14 protein-coding genes are annotated in these 20,473 nt (G+C 48.7%); 9 read left to right on the forward strand and 5 right to left on the reverse strand.

Annotated features, from left to right (window positions below; translation table 11 throughout):
• Positions 1-329: 329 nt before the first annotated feature.
• Entirely contained in the window at positions 330-1,730 is a 1,401-nt protein-coding gene (locus B9Y93_RS22975; protein WP_085498670.1) for a cryptochrome/photolyase family protein, read from the forward strand.
• Between the two features lie 118 nt (positions 1,731-1,848).
• On the opposite strand, the gene B9Y93_RS22980 is transcribed toward B9Y93_RS22975, so the two are convergent.
• A complete protein-coding gene (locus tag B9Y93_RS22980; RefSeq protein WP_085498672.1) occupies positions 1,849-2,283 on the reverse strand; it encodes a MarR family winged helix-turn-helix transcriptional regulator in 435 nt (144 codons plus the stop codon).
• Positions 2,284-2,406: 123 nt separating this feature from the next.
• Here B9Y93_RS22980 and B9Y93_RS22985 point away from each other — a divergent pair, with 123 nt between their 5' ends.
• Positions 2,407-2,994, forward strand: a complete 588-nt coding sequence (locus tag B9Y93_RS22985) for an NAD(P)H-dependent oxidoreductase (RefSeq protein ID WP_085498674.1) — start codon at positions 2,407-2,409, stop codon at positions 2,992-2,994.
• Positions 2,995-3,209: 215 nt separating this feature from the next.
• Here B9Y93_RS22985 and B9Y93_RS22990 read toward each other — a convergent pair whose 3' ends face one another.
• Positions 3,210-4,400 (reverse strand): coenzyme F420-0:L-glutamate ligase, encoded by a 1,191-nt coding sequence (locus B9Y93_RS22990; protein ID WP_085498676.1) that lies wholly within the window; start codon positions 4,398-4,400, stop codon positions 3,210-3,212.
• A 285-nt stretch (positions 4,401-4,685) separates the two neighbouring features.
• On the opposite strand from B9Y93_RS22990, the gene B9Y93_RS22995 reads away from it, so the two are divergent.
• The 4 genes from B9Y93_RS22995 to B9Y93_RS23010 all read left to right on the forward strand — a co-directional run bounded on the left by B9Y93_RS22995 (position 4,686) and on the right by B9Y93_RS23010 (position 12,604).
• Positions 4,686-5,747: a serine hydrolase domain-containing protein gene (locus B9Y93_RS22995; protein WP_244903545.1), complete on the forward strand. Its 1,062-nt coding sequence runs from the start codon at positions 4,686-4,688 to the stop codon at positions 5,745-5,747.
• A 550-nt stretch (positions 5,748-6,297) separates the two neighbouring features.
• The gene (locus tag B9Y93_RS23000; RefSeq protein WP_425320366.1) at positions 6,298-8,778 is read left to right on the forward strand and encodes a GH39 family glycosyl hydrolase; all 2,481 of its coding nucleotides are present in this window, start codon (positions 6,298-6,300) and stop codon (positions 8,776-8,778) included.
• A 266-nt stretch (positions 8,779-9,044) separates the two neighbouring features.
• A complete protein-coding gene (locus tag B9Y93_RS23005) occupies positions 9,045-10,274 on the forward strand; it encodes a PTS sugar transporter subunit IIC (RefSeq protein WP_342351868.1) in 1,230 nt (409 codons plus the stop codon).
• A 17-nt stretch (positions 10,275-10,291) separates the two neighbouring features.
• Positions 10,292-12,604 carry a beta-glucosidase gene (locus B9Y93_RS23010; protein WP_085498680.1) on the forward strand — a complete coding sequence of 771 codons (2,313 nt, stop codon included), beginning with the start codon at positions 10,292-10,294 and terminating at the stop codon, positions 12,602-12,604.
• Between the two features lie 160 nt (positions 12,605-12,764).
• On the opposite strand, the gene B9Y93_RS23015 is transcribed toward B9Y93_RS23010, so the two are convergent.
• Positions 12,765-14,540 carry a sensor histidine kinase gene (locus B9Y93_RS23015; protein WP_085498683.1) on the reverse strand — a complete coding sequence of 592 codons (1,776 nt, stop codon included), beginning with the start codon at positions 14,538-14,540 and terminating at the stop codon, positions 12,765-12,767.
• A complete protein-coding gene (locus B9Y93_RS23020; protein WP_085498685.1) occupies positions 14,537-15,295 on the reverse strand; it encodes a response regulator transcription factor in 759 nt (252 codons plus the stop codon). The genes B9Y93_RS23015 and B9Y93_RS23020 overlap by 4 nt, the downstream gene beginning before the upstream one ends.
• A 226-nt stretch (positions 15,296-15,521) precedes the next feature.
• Here B9Y93_RS23020 and B9Y93_RS23025 point away from each other — a divergent pair, with 226 nt between their 5' ends.
• The gene (locus B9Y93_RS23025; protein ID WP_244903547.1) at positions 15,522-16,556 is read left to right on the forward strand and encodes a M23 family metallopeptidase; all 1,035 of its coding nucleotides are present in this window, start codon (positions 15,522-15,524) and stop codon (positions 16,554-16,556) included.
• 131 nt (positions 16,557-16,687) lie between these two features.
• Here B9Y93_RS23025 and B9Y93_RS23030 read toward each other — a convergent pair whose 3' ends face one another.
• The gene (locus B9Y93_RS23030) at positions 16,688-18,319 is read right to left on the reverse strand and encodes a helix-turn-helix domain-containing protein (RefSeq protein ID WP_085498689.1); all 1,632 of its coding nucleotides are present in this window, start codon (positions 18,317-18,319) and stop codon (positions 16,688-16,690) included.
• Positions 18,320-18,567: 248 nt separating this feature from the next.
• On the opposite strand from B9Y93_RS23030, the gene B9Y93_RS23035 reads away from it, so the two are divergent.
• Together B9Y93_RS23035 and B9Y93_RS23040 are read left to right on the forward strand one after the other, a co-directional pair.
• Positions 18,568-19,050 (forward strand): hypothetical protein, encoded by a 483-nt coding sequence (locus tag B9Y93_RS23035; RefSeq protein WP_139829216.1) that lies wholly within the window; start codon positions 18,568-18,570, stop codon positions 19,048-19,050.
• 27 nt (positions 19,051-19,077) lie between these two features.
• On the forward strand, positions 19,078-20,364 hold the full coding sequence (locus B9Y93_RS23040) for a stalk domain-containing protein (RefSeq protein ID WP_085498693.1): 1,287 nt from the start codon (positions 19,078-19,080) through the stop codon (positions 20,362-20,364).
• Positions 20,365-20,473: the final 109 nt, after the last annotated feature.

Here is a 20,473-nt window from a genome sequence, read left to right on the forward strand (position 1 = left end):
GTTAACAACGGCTTGTAGTGATATTGTGGCATGGCGAGGGGGAAATTTATAGACTTATCTTTATCGTTTTGTTATGATGTCGAATGAGGTCTGGATTGAATCGTTCAGACTGTGATTGGTTCATAAACAGGGACAGTAAATCCACGAATGGATGATTGCTGTCCTTTTTTATATGATGCATATCTACGAACGGTTACTGTTATGTTATTTTTTATCATGAGGTTGCAGCAGCAGTTGATGAGAATGCCCATTGACACATAAAGGTGTAACATTAGATCAAGATACGGAATACGACTGACGCCTTTTGAAAAGTAGAAAGGAGATAGATGATGTACGTTTGGTTTCATCGACGCGATTTGCGTACGACTGATCTTACTGGATTTGATACCCTTGCAGAGCTGAACATGCCCGGACTGCATGTAATGGTGCTCGACCCAAAGCTGATTGATGAGCGTCGGGTCCGCGAACATAGCGGCCGCTTCTTTCTCAAGCAGGTACAGCGCCTGATGAAGCAATATCAAGGCCATCGTCAAACCTTAAACGTATTCTATGGGGCGCCTGATCAGGTTCTGCTGAAGCTCGCTTCCTGCCATCCGTTAGCGAAGGTGGCCTACCATCAGGATGTAACACCTTATGCCAAGCAGCGCGACCGATTGCTGCAGGATACCGCACAGGCATGTGGCTTAGAAGTGGTTGCCGCCATGGACCATATGCTGATTGATGCGGATGTGCTGGATCATGCTGCTAATCGTGAGCAGCCTTACAAAGTGTTTACGCCCTTCTATAACAAATGGAAGCAGGTTATGGCTCAATTTGCGGAGCCTCCTAGAAGAACGGCCCTGTCGGACCTTAAGACGATAGCGGCTGGTCTTGAAGTGACAGAGGCTTTCCGTCTGCCATCATGGCTCGAAGATGTATTGTATTCCACATCCGACGCTGACTCGGTTTTTTCACAGGAGGAACCACTTGAGAGACTAAACATCTTTTTAACAGAAAAGCTTCCAGACTATGAACAGGGAAGAGATCGATATAACTGGAGCCACACTAGTGAAATGAGCGGTTTCTTCAATACAGGGACGATCTCGATCCGACAAGGGTACAACTCAGCAACACAGCTTGGTGCTCGGCATCATGTGGAGAGCTGGCTTAGACAATTGGCATGGCGGGACTTCTACCTGTATCAAGCCCTGCGCAATCCAGATTACTTCAGCTACGAGCAGCAGTTCAACTGGACAAGCTTTGATGATTCTGCCTTTATTCGGTGGAGCGAGGCTGACACAGGCATTCCGATCATAGATGCTGCCATGACAGAGCTGAATATGACTGGCCGAATGCCCAATCGCTTGCGCATGGTAACAGCGATGTTTCTGACTAAGCAGCTGTTGTGCCCCTTTATGCATGGCGAGGCTTACTTCCGAGATAAGCTTGCTGATTATGATCATGTGCTCAATCGCGGGGGCTGGCTATGGAGCTCCTCGCTAGGCTATGATGCAGCGCCTTACTTTCGCGTTATGAATCCCGTGCGGCAGTCCGAAACCTATGATCCTAGCGGGTCGTATATCCGGCGCTGGCTTCCCAAGCTTGCTCATTTGTCCGACAAAGCGATTCATAAGCCGCAGGGACACGCCATCGTTGATCTGAAGCAGGCAAGACTGCGGGCCATCGAGCAGTACAGGATGCTGCTGCAGCAAAGAAAACAGTTCAATGAAAGTAAAGGAATAGAAGAATAAACAGGAGACGGTAAGAGATCATTCGCTAAAGAAACATTCTCATTTTTCATTAGGTTAGCCTTAAAACATAAGCAAGGCACCCCTTATTCCCAAGGGAGTGCCTTTTTGTGCTGCATGCTTATTGTTCGTAAAAGACTTTTGATTGAAGCAGAATCAAGGCTTCCTCAATACTCGCCAACTCCTCAGGGGAGATGTCCTTCATTCGTTCCTTAAAGCGCTCTCCGATTTGTTGGAAGGCGTTATCCATCATCGACTGTCCAGCAGGAGTGAGACGGATAAGCTGCTTGCGGCGATCTTCTGCCACCTCGAACTTTTCACATAATTGCTTCTCCGTCAGCTTCTTGAGCTCTCGACTCGTATTGGGCATGGAAATATGCTTGCAATCGCTGATCTGGCTCAAGGTAACGGGCTGACTCACGGCGATATATTCCAAAATTCCGTATTGTACAGGTGTAATATCATCTGGCTTCACATCTTTAGTAAGCTCATGAGTCACTTCATGTACAGCCGTAGTAAAGGCCACAAATTGCTGAAAAAGGGCTGCTGTGTCCATTGTGCTATCACCTCATACTGCAACCATAACAAACTAATTATCATTAAACAATTATCAATTGACAATTAAAAATAAAGTGTGCTACTATTTGGTTATCAAATGATAATAAAATGAGGTGTTCGCATGAAGGTGTTGGCTGTACTTGCTCATCCGAATCATAAGAGCTTAAGCTATGCTTTTTTTCAACAAGTGATTCAAGGCAGTCAGGAGAATGCGCATATTACCGAGATTCAGGTGCTTGATCTCTACGAGGAGGGATTCGATCCCGTTTTGGTATTTAATGAGGAGAAGAGAAGAAGGGATATGCATCTTGACCCGAAGCTTGCCTTATACCGCGAACAGATCCTATGGGCGGATAAGCTTGTATTTGTGTATCCGATCTGGTGGGGAAGGCCCCCTGCCATGCTGCTTGGCTATATTGATCAGCTATTTGCGTCGAATTTTGCGTATCGTGATCATGGAGGATTGCTGCCAGAAGGGCTTCTGAAAGGTAAATCAGCCGTATGTATTTCTTCCATGAAAGGTCCAGCGTTCTATCCGCTTTATTGGCTGGCCAATGCTCATAAGATGCTGATGAGGAAGGCGCTCTTTCGTTATGTGGGCATCAAGCAGGTAAAGTTTTTTGAGTTTGGCAATATGGAAAGCAAACAGGGCAAGCAGAAGGAGAAGTTGGAGCGGGTATACCGTTATTTCAAAGCAGTCGCGCATTAATACATCTGAGTGGAATAGAGCGGTTCGGTTACGGTTAGGACCTTGCTTGTCAGTAGGAGCTCGCTGTAGTATGACAAATAACAAAAAGAGCCTCCTTGCCCACGAATTGGTGGAGCGGGAGGCTCGGCTTGTGCCAATTATTAAGGATGAAAGCAACTCCTATTAGAAGGCAAGGAGCAGATCGCAAAGCGGCGCTCCATTGTAGACATGCAGACTTATTTCGTATAGTTGTCAAAATAGCCTTGGATGTAAATGATCGGCGTCCCTTTATCCCCGCTGCCGGATGTCAAATCAGACAAAGATCCAATCAGGTCGGTCAATCGTCTTGGCGTTGTGCCTTGGGCTTCCATGGCGCCTACGAGATCAGCATCCTTTTGATCAATGAATTGGGAGATCGCTTGCTTCAGCTCTTCGCCGCGCAGCTCTGCAAAGTTGTTATCGGCCAAATATTTTAGTTTGATCTCATTTGGCGTACCGTTCAGCCCTGCAGTGAAGGCTGGAGACACCACGGGATCAGCAAGCTCCCAGATCTGCCCTACAGGATCTTTGAATGCGCCGTCCCCATAGATCATGACTTCCACGTGCTTGCCGGTCTTCTCAAGCAGCATGTGCTGAATCTGATCCACAACAGGCTGGCAATTGCGAGGGAACAGCTTTACGCTTTCCTCTGTTGCTTTATTCGATCCAAGCAGCCCATACGCTTCATTGAAGCCGCTGCCGTCGATCGGCGCTGCCAGGATGTTGTCGAGACTGTAGATGTTCTCGCCGCCATTAGCCTTAAGCAGACGTTTGGTTCTATGGCGTGAATGAATATCACAGGTTAGGACATTCTTCGTATAGTCCAAAATCGTTTTTGGGTTGTTTGAGAAAATAACCTCGCACTCCACGCCGTACTCTTCTATTAAAGATTTATAGTAATCAATATAATCGACACCTGTGAAAGGATGCTTGTTATAGCCGAAGTAGTGTCTGAATTGTTCTTCTGTAAGCACATCCGTCCAAGGATTGACCCCTTTTTCGTCCAACAAATCAAGATCAACCAAGTGGTTGCCCACTTCGTCTGATGGATAGCTCAGCATAAGGACAATCTTCTTCGCTCCCTTTGCAATTCCGCGCAAGCAAATGGCGAAGCGGTTGCGGCTTAGAATAGGGAAGATAACACCGATCGTATCTTCGCCGAATTTGGCGCGAACGTCTGCCGCAATATGATCAATCGTTGCATAGTTCCCTTGAGCACGGGCTACGATGGATTCGGTCACCGTAACAATATCTCTGTCTTGAATGGCGTATCCCTCAACCTCAGCTGCTTTCAGCACACTATCTACAACGATGTCTTCGATCTGATCTCCTTGGTTAATGATCGGGCAGCGAAGGCCTCTAACCACGGTTCCGACTACTCTTTCCAATCTAATCGCTCCTTATGTCAAGTTCTGACCCATTTTATCTCTACTTTGACTATACCTTGATTGTGCATCATAAGTAAAACTAATAAAGTTAATGTTTGATATAAATCAAATTAATGTTGTGCTAACAGAGCACTCCCATGCCTATGTATTCCCCTCTTGATTGCAGGCAGAGGCATAAGGTTTCGACGATAAAGGAGCAAGATCGGATATAACCAAGTTTTCTCAGGACGGCTTTCTAAATGCGAGTAAAATGATAGGAAAGAACATGGATGATTGGAGGTCCACATGATGAAAACACAGTTGACTGCATTATTTGATCAGTATGCGAGGGAGCATCATTTTTCAGGTGCGGCTCTCATTCAGAAAGGAACGAATCCATTATTCGCTGGCGCTTATGGCTTTGCCCATCGAGGCTTTCACATCCCGAATCAGCTTCATACGATGTTTGATACGGCTTCAATTACGAAGCTGTTCACAACCGTTGCGATCTTGCAGCTTGTCGATCAAGGCAAGCTTAGCATCGATGACTGCATCACGGATATTATCGATTTGACAGGAACTTGTATTCCAACAGATGTGACGATTGCCCATCTCCTTACACATACCTCAGGTATTGCAGATGATGCAGATGAGGAAGAAGGAGAGAGCTATGAGGATTTATTTATCCAGAAGCCGAACTACTCGATACGCCATTGTGGCGATTTTCTGCCCCAATTTGCTTACAAGGAGCCGAAATTCAAGGCAGGCACGAGCGTGAGCTATAATAATTGTGCTTTTGTGCTGCTGGGATTAGCTATTGAGCAGGTGGCGCAGGTCGATTATCGGAGCTACGTTCAGCAGCATGTTTTTCTTCCAGCAGGCATGAACAGTACCGACTTTTGCGCAAAGGATGAAGGAGATGCTCCAATAGCAGAAGGCTACTCTCTGGTTCATACTGCATCGAATGAGATAGCGTGGAGAAAAAACATTTATTCATTTCCGCCAATTGGCACTGCGGATGGAGGCGCCTTTACCACAGTTGGGGACCTTGATCGGTTTATGCGGGCAATCATTGCGTGCAAGCTATTATCCGAGGTGCAAACGCAGGAATTATTGAAGCCGCACACCACGCTGGAGCGGCGGACTAGTAGAGGAGAAACCATAAGAAATGGCTATGGCTTTCACTTTTTATACGATGCTAATGGCCAGTTGATTCGCTTGCACAAAGAAGGGGCCAACGCGGGTGTGGCCGCGATGTTCGCTTATTATCCGACGCTTGATGCAACGAGCACGATTCTAGCCAACCAGACGTGTAATGTATGGGAGCTTCATCGGCAGGCAGAGCAGATTTTACTAGAAAAACATTGAAATAGCGATAGAAGGACAGAAGCCTAAGAACGTCCGGTCGTAGTATGCGTGGGCTTGCTTAGGGCAGCAAGCTGCTATTGATCGGACAAGTCGGAGTGGCACGATGACAAGAATAGAAAAAGTAAGGCTGCATTTGAGTTAAGGTATTACGCAGAGATGAATAAGCTGCCATCGACATCTAGATGGCAGCTTATTCGTCGTTGTCTACGCGCTGTGCGATTCAGCAATTAACCTTGTGAAAGACGATCCAACTTCGAAGCGGTCAGGCTTAAAAGCGCCTTTGATTGGAGTCCACTGCGTTAGCATCAGAATATTGTTGAGCATCTCGGATCTCTTCCAATGGAATAATCGAAATGCGCGTTTCGCCTTCTGCTGGGATATGGACCCAAGTAATATGCGGCTATTCGTCAGCGCTGTCCCAGCTATTGGAATGTCAAGTAGACGAATAATTACATTGCATGTCTTCTGCGCTTCGTCACATAATAAGGTACGTAAAAAGGGGGCGCGTGATATCCGATACTTATATGAGTTTATACAGCACCAAGACGACTTGCCGATCAAGTTATTCGTAAACAGCGTGAAGCATATCCATTTTCATTGGCATAAAGAAATTGAGATTCTTTATGTTCTTCAAGGATCAGTAGTGATGTATCTGGATCAACGCCAATATACCCTTCATCAGGATGATGTGATCGTCGTCAACAGCATGTCCGTCCACAAGATTGAACGCACGAGTGAGGATAACGTGCTGCTGACGCTTCAATTTGGCCCGGAGTGGCTGGATACAAATGCCTTTGTCCACTGCAATTCCAGCACGCAGACCGAAGATAATCGCCGCAGCTACGATGCCATCCGCCATAATCTAGCGAAGATGGTCTATGAGATCAATAAGAAGGCTAGCGGGTTTCGCAGCTATACCCTTGGCTGCTTGCAGATGCTGTGCGGGTATCTGCTTCGGTACTTCTCATCGGGGACAAATGAGGCTGCTCAAGAAGATGCAAAGTCATATGACTATAAGCGGCTTAATCGGGTGCTCCATTATGTCGATCAGCACTATAATCAGAAGATTACGCTTCAGACGATGGCGGATCAGGAGCATTTGAGCCTGCATTACTTTTCGCACTTCTTTAGTGATAAGATCGGGATCCCCTTTCAAAAATACTTGACGCTTGTCCGTCTTGAGAAAGCCCAGGCGGAGCTCGCTAATTCAACCAAGAGCATTACAGAGATCGCGCTTGATTGCGGCTTTGCCAATGTAAAGTTGTTTAACAAATACTTTAAGGAAAAATACGATAGCACCCCGAGCGCTTATCGTGAAGCGCTGGCATTAGCGGATCAGCCTGATCCAGATCGCAAGCCGCTGACCTATGAGGAGTCGTCAAGCGGCGACTATTATGAGACAGATACGATACAGGCCATGTCCTCGCTGTACCGTTATCTTCATATCGATACGGACGAAAGTATGGAAACGATTCTCCACTCGCCAGCATCAAGTTCGGCATCGGCAACCGCATCAACCGTGGTAGACGTAAAGGTTCGTACGAATGGCAAGGGTACGCCTTTTAATAAGCACTGGAATGTCGTCACAACTGCAGGTCGAGCCGTAGAGGGGCTTAGAGAGGACTGGCAGCACCATTTTAGCGAGATGCAGCAGCAGTTTCCTTTTCAATATATTCGCTTCCATGGCATCTTTAATGATGAAATGATGGTGTATAACGAAGGAGATGACGGTACACCGATATACAATTGGTCATACGTGGACAAGCTGTACGATAAGCTGCTTCACCAAGGCATTAGGCCGTTTGTCGAGCTGGGGTTCATGCCAAGTCTCTTGAGAAGGTCGAATGAGACGGTCTTTTGGTGGAAGGGAAGCATCTCCCCGCCTAAAGAGCAGACCAAGTGGGATGCGCTTGTCCAGGGCTTTGTCCGCCACTGCTTGAACCGTTACGGCTGGCAAGAGGTGAGTCAATGGTATTTTGAAGTGTGGAATGAGCCTGACCTTTCTGGCGTCTGCTGGGCAGGGACGAAGGAGGAGTATTTCTCGTTCTATGCTTCTACGGTGAAGGCAATCAAGTCGATCTCACCTGCGCTTAAAGTTGGCGGCCCTGCGCTTGGCTACGGCTCGCTGTGGAACGACACGTGGATGGAGGAATTTCTGGCGTACTGCCATGAGCACAAGGTGCCGCTCGATTTCTTCTCCTTTCACGTATACTCCGAGTATCCCTTCTTAAAGGGAGAGACCGATCGTCTAACGACGATTATGCCGCCATCCTTTTATAGGGAAAGTATGGATCGTATACATGCTAAGCTATCGTCAACCCCTTATTGCGACGTTGAACTGTTTATGACCGAGTGGAACTTCTCGCTCTATGATCGCAATCTGGTGCACGATACGATGTTCATGGCTCCCTTCGTGATCTATCATGCGCTGGCGACAATTGGCTCCATGAAGGGGCTTGCCTACTGGAGCTTTACGGATGTATTCGAGGAAAGCGTCGTTCCGCCGGCCCACTTCTATGGCGGATTCGGGCTCGTCAATCGGGATGGACTGAAGAAACCCAGCTACTATGCCTTTAAGCTTCTGCATAAGCTTGGGGAGGAGATGATTGCCCGTGGGGACGGTTATATCGCAACAAGAAAGAGCGACGGCAGCCTTCAACTGCTCCTGTATCATTATGTGCATGTCGACCAGCTGTTCGCGAGCGGGGATTGGTCGGAGCTGTCCGATATGAATCGATATGCGGTATTCGAGGAGAAGGGCAGCAAAGCCTTTCGTCTGCATGTAGAAGGCCTTGCTGGTCGTTATAAAGTGACAAGCTATCTGCTGGACCGTGAACATGGTTCTGTATTTGATGATTGGGTGCGATTAGGAGCGCCAGACTTCCTTTCCACAGAAGAGATTCGCTACTTGGATGCTAGAAGCGGGCCTGCTATGAAGACGGAGATCATACATGATGTACAGGACTGGCAGCAAGAAGTGACCCTTCCGCCTCATGGCGTGCTGCTGCTTACGTTTGACAGGCAGTATTAGTTCGTCCCACGCCTGCTGCTAGAAACCAACCTTTCACACAATTGAGCACGATATAGCAGCGCGCACCCCTCCTATGAGGGGTGTTTTTTGTTGTGTAGGCCCCTCCTATGCTGCATATGCTAAGTCCGTCAGGAGAAAGGGAACAAGAAACAGCCCTAATCGCGACAAAGAACAACAAGAAAGCGCTACCAAACAGCATTTATACTAAAGTCACGGCCGATGAAAATGACAATGCAAGGGGGAATGAACATGGACCGTCTCATGAAATGGATGACGGAAAAATTTGCGCCACGCTTAGAGACGTTTACAAACAACGTATGGGTATCTTCCATACAGGAAGCCATTATGGTTACCCTACCTATGATTTTATCGGGTCCATCATCACCTTAATCTCGATTCTAAAAGATTTCATTCCGGGGATGCCGGACTTAACCCCGATAACCACATTTAGCTTCGGACTTTTAGGTATGTTTATTGCTTTTCTCACGCCTTATACGGTCATGCAAAAGAAAGGGCGCGACAAAATCAAGCTGATTGCTGGAGCTACAGGTCTATCCTTGTTCTTAATGCTGCTGAAGCCCGTTCTGAATGAGGACGGCACGATTACCTTCATTCTGGAGCGTTTTGGCCCTTCCGGCATGATTACTGCACTGCTGGTTGGCATCGTGGTAGCTGTAGTCTTGAATGTATTCAACAACTTTTCACTATTCAAAAAGGATTCGTCTTTGCCCGAATTTATCATTGATTGGTTTGACTTCCTTGTTCCAATCGCGATTATTCTGACGATGGGCTGGGTGCTCGTTTATCAGCTGCACTTTGATATTTTCGAGCTGATCGTAAGCGTCTTCGAACCCATTAATACGGTAGGACAAAGCTTATGGGGCTTCTTGCTCTTTAACTTGATTGGTGTTGTGCTCTACTCCTTCGGCGTAAGCCCATGGGTGATGATGCCGATCTGGTACGCGATCTGGATTCCTGCGATTGAGCAGAATGCAGCCTTGGTGGCCCAAGGGCTTGAGCCAGTCAACATCAATACCTTTGAAACCTTCTTCTCAGGCTGGCTTGGTGTCGGCGGTCTAGGTGCGACCCTGCCGCTCGTCGTATGGTTCCTATTTGCACGATCCAAAAAGCTGAAGTCGATTGGCAGAGCGACAATCGTACCCTCTTTATTCAACATCAACGAGCCGGTCATCTATGGAGCGCCGATCGCTTTTAAACCGATTCTTATGGTTCCGATGTGGATTAACGGGATCATTACGCCGATTATTGTGTATTTCGCGCTTGATATGGGATTCGCAGAGATTCCAAGCAAGGTGTTCCAGCTGTGGTATACCCCAATTGGCATATCGACTTACATTATGTCTGGATTGAACGGAGTTATCCTGCTTGCACTCGTGCTGGCAATCATCTTTGCCGTCTGGTATCCATTCTATAAGATTTACGATGCGCAGGAGCTGAAGAAGGAGCAGGAAGAAGCTGAGCTGCAGCAAAGCTAGGAAAGTGGGGATCAATCATGAATCACAAAATAGAGCATTGGATGAAGGAATTAACACTGGAAGAAAAGGCATCCCTGTGTGCGGGTCTGAATATGTGGATGACGAAGGGGATCGACCGCTTGAATATCCCAGCGATCCATATGTACGACGGTACCAATGGCATTCGCAAGACGAGCAGCGATGAAGAGATGGGCATCACGTCGGAAAATATACCAGCGACGTGCTATCCCACAGGTTCCGCAATTGGATCTTCATGGAATATTGAGCTCTTGCATGAGATCGGTGTGGCGCTTGGTATTGAAGGCAAGGAGATGGGTGTAGAGCTTCTGCTCGGCCCCGGCATCAATATGAAGCGCACACCGCTTGGCGGCCGCAACTTCGAGTATTATTCGGAGGACCCTTGTCTATCTGGCGAGCTAGGAGCAGCCTTCGTCAATGGACTCCAAAGCCAAGGCGTCGGTGCTTCTGTGAAGCACTTTGCCTGCAACAATCAGGAATACGAGAAGATGGTGACAAGCTCAGAGGTGGATGAGCGTACGCTGCGCGAGATTTACCTAAGTGCTTTTGAGCGAATCGTGAAGAAGGCCAACCCGTGGACGATGATGTGCTCCTACAATCTGCTTAACGGCTCTTATGCAAGCGAAAATGAGCATTTGCTTGATGATATTCTTCGTAAAGAGTGGGGGTATGAAGGCGTTGTGCTATCCGACTGGACAGCAGTTAATGACCGCATTCGCGGACTTAAGGCAGGGCTTGATCTGGAGATGCCGGGACCTGCGCATTACAATGCCGCAGCAATTGTAGAAGAAGTGCAGAAGGGGACACTCTCAGAAGAGCAGCTTGATAAGAGCGTACGAAGAATTCTTACACTGGTAGAGCAGGTCACGGATCATGAAGTAGAGTCTCCTGAGACCGCACTTGACTACCATGAGCTCGCTAGAAGAGCTGCTGCTGAGAGCATCGTACTGCTCAAAAATGATAACGGCATTCTGCCGCTTGATCCTGCTAAGGTAAAATCCGTTGCCGTCATTGGCACGTTCGCGAAGAAGCCGAGAATTCAGGGCGCGGGTAGTGCTGAGGTGACGCCAACATCTGTTGATATCCCATGGGAAGAGATGCAGAAGATTGCCGGCGAGGCTGTACAGTTCCATTATGCGGAAGGCTGCCCTAAAGATGATCGCATCGATGACACGATGATCGAAGAGAGTGCAGCGCTTGCCGCAAAATCAGAACTCGCGATTCTGTTCGTCGGGCAGCCGGAATACGCAGAGTCCGAGATGCATGATCTAAATGGCATTGATCTTCCTGAGCATCAAGTGAAGCTGATTGAAGCCGTAGCGGCTGTACAGCCGAAATGCATTGTCGTGACGAGCAGCGGTACCGCATTAGCGATGCGTCCGTGGATCCAGCATGTGCCAGCCGTGCTTCATGCTTGGCTGACCGGACAAGGCTCAGGCCGTGCGGTTGCCGAGATCCTATTCGGCTTGACGAATCCATCGGGCAAGCTGTCCGAGACGTTCCCTGTGAAGCTCTCCGACAATCCGTCTCATATGCGCATTCGTGGAGAGAATGGCAAGCTGTACTACCGTGAGGGATTGTTCGTAGGATATCGCTACTATGACCGCAAGGAGCTTGCGCCGCAGTTCCCGTTCGGGCATGGGCTGTCTTACACATCATTTGCCTATTCCGATATGCGGGTGACCCAGCATGATCACAGCGTGACGGTGTCCCTGCAAGTAGAGAATACCGGAGCGATAGCAGGCAAAGAGGTTGTTCAGTTGTATGTTCAAGACGAGGAGTGCAAGTGGACGCGTCCAGAGAAGGAGCTTAAGGCCTTTATCAAGATCGAGCTTGAACCGCATGAGAAGAAGGAAGTTGTGTTTGAGCTTGAGGAGCGGGACTTTGCTTACTACAATACGAAGTACAATCGCTGGATAGCGGAGACAGGCTACTTCAAGCTTGTGGCAGGCAGCTCTTCACGAGACATTCGCCTGACAGAACGCGTTTTCTGCGACTTTGGCAAGGAAGAGGCATCCTTCCACAAGTTCAGCCTGCTGAACGACTGGGTTGAAGATCCAACAGCCAAGTCGGTACTGGAAAAGTGCTTACATGAGATGAACGAGCATGTAACCGACAAGGTGCATTTGAATGAAGAGTTCATCGGATTCTGGGGAGACTTCCCAACGATTAAAGTGCTGCAAATGTTTGGACAAAATTGGCTTATTCACCGCACGCCCGATCAAGTGATAGATGAACTTATCGCAGAAGTGGAGCGTGTGCGCCAAGCAGCGGCAGGAACGAATACAGCAGCCGCGCAATCTCAGGAATAATAAACAACAAAAAGAGGCCATCCATTCGACCATGCTTCCTTGGCAGAAGGAAGCATGGCTCACCATCACGCTCCTGAACAAGGGGAGAATCGCGATGAATGGGCATAGGCCTCTTTTTGTTGTGGACATCCATATATATGTGCGGAGAAAGGAAAGGGGATTAATCCCCACCCGTTCGTTTGGCTGCAGGGAACACAACCCGGATCACTGTCCCTTCGCCGAGCTTAGACTCCGCAGTGACATGACCACCTAATGCTTCCACCAGCCCTTTGGAAATCGCCATGCCAAGCCCAGAACCTGCTGAGGCATGGACGGTATTGGTTCCCCGATAATAGCGTTCGAACAATCCATCGAGGGTACGCTCGTCCATACCGCTGCCATTGTCAGAGAAGATGATGCAGATGTGCCTGTGATCGGTGCGCCATTCAAGGGAGACCGTCAGCAGGGTATCCGCTGGATTGTGCAAAAAGGCGTTGGCGACCAGATTGGTCACGATCCGACTTAGCCACGGGGTATAAGTGCGAACGACAACTTCCTCTGCTAGCGGATGATAGGAGATGCGCGCTTCTCCGAAGGCAGGGTCAGATGCAGCCTGGCCCAGTGTATGCGTGAGCCATGAGCAGAGCTCAACCTCTTCCGTCTCAGGTGGGAATAATCCCGATTGAAGACGATAGGTCATGGCCAGATCATTGATCAGCGTATCCATATGGGTTGACTTCTCCAGCATGATATTGGAGAAGGAACAAACCTCCTCCTTGCTCCAATCGTACCCATCATTAGCCAGCAGATGGGCATATCCCTTGATTGCGGACAATGGTGTCTTGAGATCGTGGGTAATGCCGCTGATCCAGGTCTCGCGCAGCTCTTGGGTCTGCAGCCGCAATGTCTCATCTCGATGCAGTGTCTTCGCGAGTTGATCGAGCGACTGCATCACATCCGTGTACATCCGATATCGTCTTCGCCATTGCCCAGATGAGTTGCGGCTTCTTGGCCGCCCCTTGCGATCAGCCGGCTCCTCATATACTTTGTTGCTTAACGCTTTAAGCCAAGCCAGCATGTGCAGCATCGGCGCTCCGAAGCGATGCGCACTCCAGAGCGACATGATTATAAACACGAGCAGCATTGCAGCAAGCATGGCGCTCACTCCCACAATCATGACCCTTGTCTCAGGAGGGAGCAGACTGCTTGAATTAGCGTTGCTTCTTGCTTGATTAGGCAGCGCGATGATCCAAGTATCCTTGGAATCTTTATTGTAAGAGGTCGCAATGCCATAACCGTATCTTTCTTTGTATATCGTCCTCAGCGCCAAGTCCTGAATCGTGTAAGAACGGGGAATCTGTTCCGGCTTGTTATAGGCGGCCATTTCATTGCCGGAAGCGTCCAGCCATTGCACGTATCCTCCAAGTGATTGTAAGCGAGCAGCAGCCTGATCAGGGAGTAGAAGCTGTCCAGATTCATCCCTCGAGGCCCCACCCTTTACTTGTTCGAGCAGCAGTTCCAGCTCATTTTTAACGCCATAGACCAGAGTGAACAGCTTGCCGTCCTTCTCTTGTATGTACAAATAAAGTCCATAAGGGAAAGGCTCGGTTCTATTCCAATAAGCAAGCAGCTCTCCTGGATCGTAATGCTTGGGAACATCAGGGGGCGTATTGTAAGACAGCACAACGCGTCCTTCTTCATCTAAGCTTTGCAGCCATCCTTGGTTAGCCTTGACTTGATCCAACAGCTTAGGGTCGAATACGAATCCATCTGGACCAAGCTTAGATGATTCGACGAGCTTCTCGAGTCCGACGGAGGCAAAGTCATGGGAGAGCTGTATTTCCTCAAAGCGCTGCAGCATCCACTGAACGCTTAATCCTGCTGCGGCAAGCACAAGGATACCGGATACGGCAAGCTGAATGACAAATCGTACGGTCAGCCGATGCTTGATGTTCATTGCGATGCATTCCTTTTATCCGAATGATGAACGAGCTTGTAGCCGAGGCCTCTCACATTCACGATCAGCTTAGGCTCAGATGGATCCGCTTCGATTCGCTCTCGAATGCGATGGATATGAACCATCACGGTATTGTCATCCGAGAAAGCCTCTTCCCCCCACACTCGCTCATACAGTTCGCGTTTGCTGAAGATCCGATTCGGATGCTTGCAAAAAAAGAGCAGCAGCTGGAAGACAAGGGTTGGACAAGGCACAAGCTTGCCATTAACCGAGAGCTCCCCAGCGGTCTCATTGACTTGGAATCTTCCGAAGTCATAGATGCGAAAGGCAGTAGACGATTCATTGTGAATGTGATTGTGTAGTTTTAGCCCTTTCTCTTTGGCTGCAAGATGCCGTCGTAGCTGAGAACGGATACGCGCCACGACCTCCATCGGGTTGAAAGGCTTCGTAATATAATCATCGCCTCCCACTGCAAATCCCGTCAATTTATCAAAGTCAGAGCTCTTGGCGGTCAAAAAAAGAATGGGTGCTTCTGTCGTCACTCGTATAAAGGGACAGATATCGATGCCGCTACGACCCGGAAGCATAACGTCAAGCACGATGAGGTCATAGGTCTTCTGCTGGCACGCTTCCACCGCCTCTTCTCCAGTAGATGCCGAATCAACCTGTGTATAACCCTCTTTATGTAAGACCGTTTGAAGAAGTGTAAGAATAGCCGGTTCGTCATCGACGAGCAGAATGGCCGCGTCATTCATCCTAATGGCCCCTCTCTATATGGCGTTTATGCCCTTATATTACCACAATTCATCTTGCGCATCGGCGAATCGCTATCTTAACGCTGTCTTAATTCTGAGCCTTGGGGAGGCAAGAATGTGAGGAATCAGCTGAACATCATTAAGCTAATGTTAAGCCTCCGTTACAAGGGATGTAACGATCGTCCTCTACAATAGAGGTATCAAACAAAGAGAGGCGGGGGTTCGCATGACATCACGTGGAGTAGAGCATCCCAACAAGAAGGGGGCATACAGCCTTATGATTCTGCTGCTTAGCGCGGCTGTTGGTCTGAGCGCATGTGGAGGAGGAACAGCTGTACCGAAGAAACAAGATACGCCTGAACAGGGGGCGAAGGCAGAAAGCGCCGTTAAGTCAGAGACGAAGCTTCTTCAGCCAGAGGAGCTGCCGAAGGCAATGGTTGAAGGTCGGACGGACGTGATATACAGCCAGTTTAGCTCAGACTTTAAGGCTCAGGTAAGTCAAAAGGACTTCAAGGATATGGTTGCTGAATTTGTTAATGGGGCATCTGCCTTTCATGAGGAGTCGAACTTCCTCTTGAACGATCTTGATCATCGCATCTGGATCGATCCTGCCAGCAGAAAGGGCATCTTGGCTTTGTTTGATGGGCAGGCAGCTATTGTTGGCTTGCAGATTCTAGAGCTCGGCAAGCCGCATGCATCGGATGAGCAGTATACCAATACCACATTCCGCCTGCCATTCAAGGGGGACTGGTTCGTGTTCTGGGGAGGAAATAATGTCTTGTTTAACTACCATTACGAGCATGAGATTCAGCGCTATGCCTATGACTTCATTCAGGTACAGGATGGGCGCTCCTACCAAGGGGATGAGAAGAAAAATGAAAGCTACTTTGCCTTTGGAAAAGAAGTGCTTGCTCCTGCGGATGGTGTGGTTGTTACGGTGGTTAATGATATCCCCGACAATGTACCTGTAGGGGTAATGAACGAGCAGAACCCTGCCGGCAATCAGGTCATTATTGAGCATAACGGCGAATACAGCATTCTCGCGCATCTGAAGCAGGGGTCGGCGACAGTGAAGGAAGGCGATACGGTGAAACGAGGTGAGGTGATTGGCCAGCTTGGCAATTCAGGCAACTCTAGCGAGCCGCATCTGCACTTCCAAGTATCGGATGGCAAGGATTTGTTCCAATCACGAGCGATTGCAGTGAAGTGGGAGCAGGGACTGAACCCGCAAAGAGGGGAAATCATTCAGGGGGGAGAGTAAGCCAGGGTAATACGATTGGACAGCAATGAATTGGGGAAATAAGACTTTATTCCAATAGATCGATATCGATAGGTTTAAAAGGAGAGGCAGCCATAGGGCTGCCTTTTCCTATCATTAGGGCTGTTCTTCCATTATCTCGTGACAGAAGGTAAACCTACGAAATACGCCACCAACTCATGAATCATATATTCCCGGCCGATTGGCCCCCAAGGGTCCCATTCTCTTGATTCTGGTATAAAGACACGATTGTTGCGGACGGCTTGAAGCTTCAGCCATCGCTCATCCTGATAAGCTTGTTGGACCTCATCCTGCTCGCTCCATAGGATAAGGATCTGTTCTGGATCAAGCTGAACAATGTCCTCGAAGGCATAGCTGCGGTAAAAGCCATGCTTTACCCTTGGGTCTGGTTGAAAGCCGAGTCCTGTATAAATGAGATCGGCCAGTGCATGCTCCTTGCAGCCGTACAGACGGCAGTCACCAGGCAGCAGTCGAATAATGACCCAGCTTCCTCGCGATGTAACTGGCAGAAGCTTTACTTTGGCCTCCTCTTCAAGCGTTTCTACCCGTTCGATGATTCGTCCAGCGGCTTGTTCCCGATGGACTAGGCCTGCAAGCTCTCGCAAATACTGCTCCCATCTTGCAGAAGGGTGGATGAAGATCGTATGGGGATTCGTCTTCCATTGACGGTCATTTGGCATATGAAGAGATTGAGTCTTAATAATCGTATCCGGTGATAGCCGCATCACGGTGCTTGACGACAGCGGACGCTCAGCAGGAAGCGGGAGCGTGCCCTGCAGGCGGTCATGCAGGTAGCTCGGGAAGCCCGAGGAGGTATGGTAGTATTTCGGGTAAGCGGGAGCCGCAATAGGCTGTATGCCAAGGGCAAGCAAATGGTCCTGCAGAAGATAACTGCTAACCACCGCAATTTTTCGATCTTTTCGTTTCATATAAGCGGAGGGCGATAAGCCTTCCGTCTTTTTAAAGACACGGCTAAAATACAGTTCGTCTTGATATCCCACGCATTGGGCAATATCGCGAAGCGTCACTTGGCCCTCACCCATTAATTCCTTAGCCCGCAGCATGCGGATCCGTGTCAAATAGTGTCCAGGCGTCATGCCTGTCAGCTTCTTAAAGGCGCGGCAGTAGGAGCTTGGCGTCATGCCTGCGAGAATTGGAAGTTCGCTCAGAGCAATCGGCTTCGCAAAGTTGTCCTCCAGGTAATCAATGGTCTGCTGAAGGGTATCTTCTGCTGTCAGGCCTTGCATCTGATGCTGGGCTTGCAGATGCAGCAGCAGCTCTAAGAAATGAAGCTGCCGTCTCAGCTTTCCCTTCTCGCCTTCTTCCTTAAAGGACTGCTCCAGCGGCGTTAACAGATGGTGGAGCGTAACCCCAGAACTGTGCTGTATTTGATGCTGGCTGTGAAGGTTATGGAGGCTATGAATTCGTCCGTGCGCTTCGGATGAGGGCATGATTGAAGTCTTCGCTATCATCAGCTGCACGCAATGATAGTGAAGGTAGTGGAGCCGCACGGAATGGTCGGTATCATTGATCAGCTCAAGGGTTCCGTTAGTTCGAAGAATCACAGAGCTTCCCATCTTAAGGGGATGGGTGCTGCCATCAAGAACGACCTTCAGGGTGCCGCTCGTAATCAAGAGAATAGCAGGACGCTGGATCATGAAGGGCTTGGTGCGGTATCCGGCTCGAATATCATGCTCTTTCAAGGACAAGGGGAAATAAGAGGAATAATGCTGGCTTTGAGTCAAGCGTAAGCAGCTCCTTTAACAGCTTTTTCTCATTGATAATCATTATCATTTATATTGTATGTTATCAATAAATGGATATTTTTACAACAGCAATTGTCGAGTTTCAAGGCGAAGCTGCATATTTTGTCCATATGAATCGGACAATGGCAGCTATACAACAACAAAATTGGGCTCGTTACAATGTAAATGAAAATCATTATCAGTCAAGGTGGGGGTTACATATTATCCAAGGAGAGAAGAGGCAGTCGTTGTTTATGCGCTTAAGGCGATATGGAGTAGGAGCACTTGTTAGCTTAAGCGTGCTGTTAAGTCTAATGGCCTGCAGCTCTTCATCGGACAAGCCTGCAGGTCAGGGGTATAATGCCGTTGCCGCGATAGAGTCGAGCCATAGCGAGGAGAGTTGGGATGCGATTGAGCCGATTGAGATCAAGGATCTGCAGACAGGCGCAGCAGCCATGATTCAAGCGGTAAAGGACTACAAGCAGGCTGTTGAATCTGAGGATCAAGAATCGGCAGCTGCTCTAGCGCGTGAAATTGTCGGGTTGTGGAAGGCGATGGAGGCTAAGGTCAAGACAATGGATCGAGTGCTGCATCAAGAACTCACATCAGACATCGTGCTATTGCTGGCAGAGACGTCAACCAAGCCATGGGATCGTGACAGGCTGATCCAGTTGGACTATAAGCTGTACCAGAGCTTCCGAGATGTGAAGCAGAAGATTCAACATTCTTAAATCCCAGAAAAGGTTGGTGATAGGTTCATGCATGCATTCAAAATAAGATTTACAGCATTCAGCTTACTGTTAGCCCTCTTATGCACCTTCATTCCTCTATCTGCTGTACAGGCAGCTGGCAGCAGCGTGAAGGTGACGATCAATGGCCAATCCCTTTCCTTCGATGAAAAGCCTCGAATGGTTAACGGTCGGACGATGGTCCCTTATCGCACGATTGCTGAAGCGCTGGGCGGTAAAGTAAAATACGATTCCAAAGCAAAAAAGGCAACCATTACAAAGGGAAGTCAAACGGTAGAGCTGACGCTTGGCAGCAAGACGGCAAAAATTAACGGCAAATCAGCTTCACTCGATGCCGCACCATACAATGCGAATGGCACCGTTCTTGTGCCGCTGCGCTTCGTGGGCGAATCGCTTGGCGTATGGGTGAACTGGAACAAGTCTACGACTACCGCTTCTTTGCTGACGAAGAAGACCATTAAGCACACGCTTGGCTCTACCACGCTAAACAGCGTGCCTAAACGTGCTGTGATCCTGTTTAATGGCGGAGTGGATATCACGGTCGTGCTTGGCGTGAAGCCGGTTGGTGCCGTTGAATCCTATGTTCAACAGCCATTCTATGAGTATATTCGCTCAAGCCTTGTAGGGACGAAGACTCTTGGTGATGAGACGCAGCCGAATCTTGAAGCTATTGCCAGCTTGAAGCCGGACGTTATTATTGCAACCAAGGTTCGTCATGAGAAGATTTACAGCCAGCTGAATAAGATCGCTCCAACGATCGCAACGGAGGATCTTGCAGATTGGCAGGATAATCTTCAGGTTATGGCTGCTGTGTTCAACAAGGAAGAGAAAGCAGATGCTTTCATGGCCGATTGGAAAGCTAGAGTAGCTGAATTCAAGAAGAAGCTGCCTGCAAAGGATAAAGGCGCTGCCATTTCCGTCATTCGTATTAATCCAAATGGAAGTGCTAGAGCTTACAACACGGGCTTTGCCTATCAGATCTTCCAAGAGCTTGGCTTTACAGTTCCGAAGCAGCAGGCTGCATTGAAGCAGGAGCTTGTGACCGTAACGTCCAAGGAGCAGGTCAGCCTGCTGGATGGCGACTATATCTTCGACTTCACCACGGACTGGGATGGTGATGGCGCAATTTTCAAACAACAGAAGGAGTGGACGGATTCTCCGCTTTGGAAAAATCTAAAGGCTGTGAAGAACAAGAAATACTATAAAGTAAACGCGGTGACATGGAACTTGTCCGGCGGCGCGCTAGCGGCGAAGCTGATGCTGGATGACTTGTATTTCTACTTTGATCTTGAATAGAAATCAAGCCAGTTAGCGTATTGGATACAGATATTACAAGAAAGAATGGGCCTATTGGGTCCATTCTTTTCTGCCATCAACATGGTGTAGAGGAGAGGCGGTAAGGTAA

This window comes from Paenibacillus aquistagni, assembly GCF_900177815.1.
Taxonomy (GTDB): Bacteria; Bacillota; Bacilli; order Paenibacillales; family Paenibacillaceae; genus Paenibacillus_B; species Paenibacillus_B aquistagni.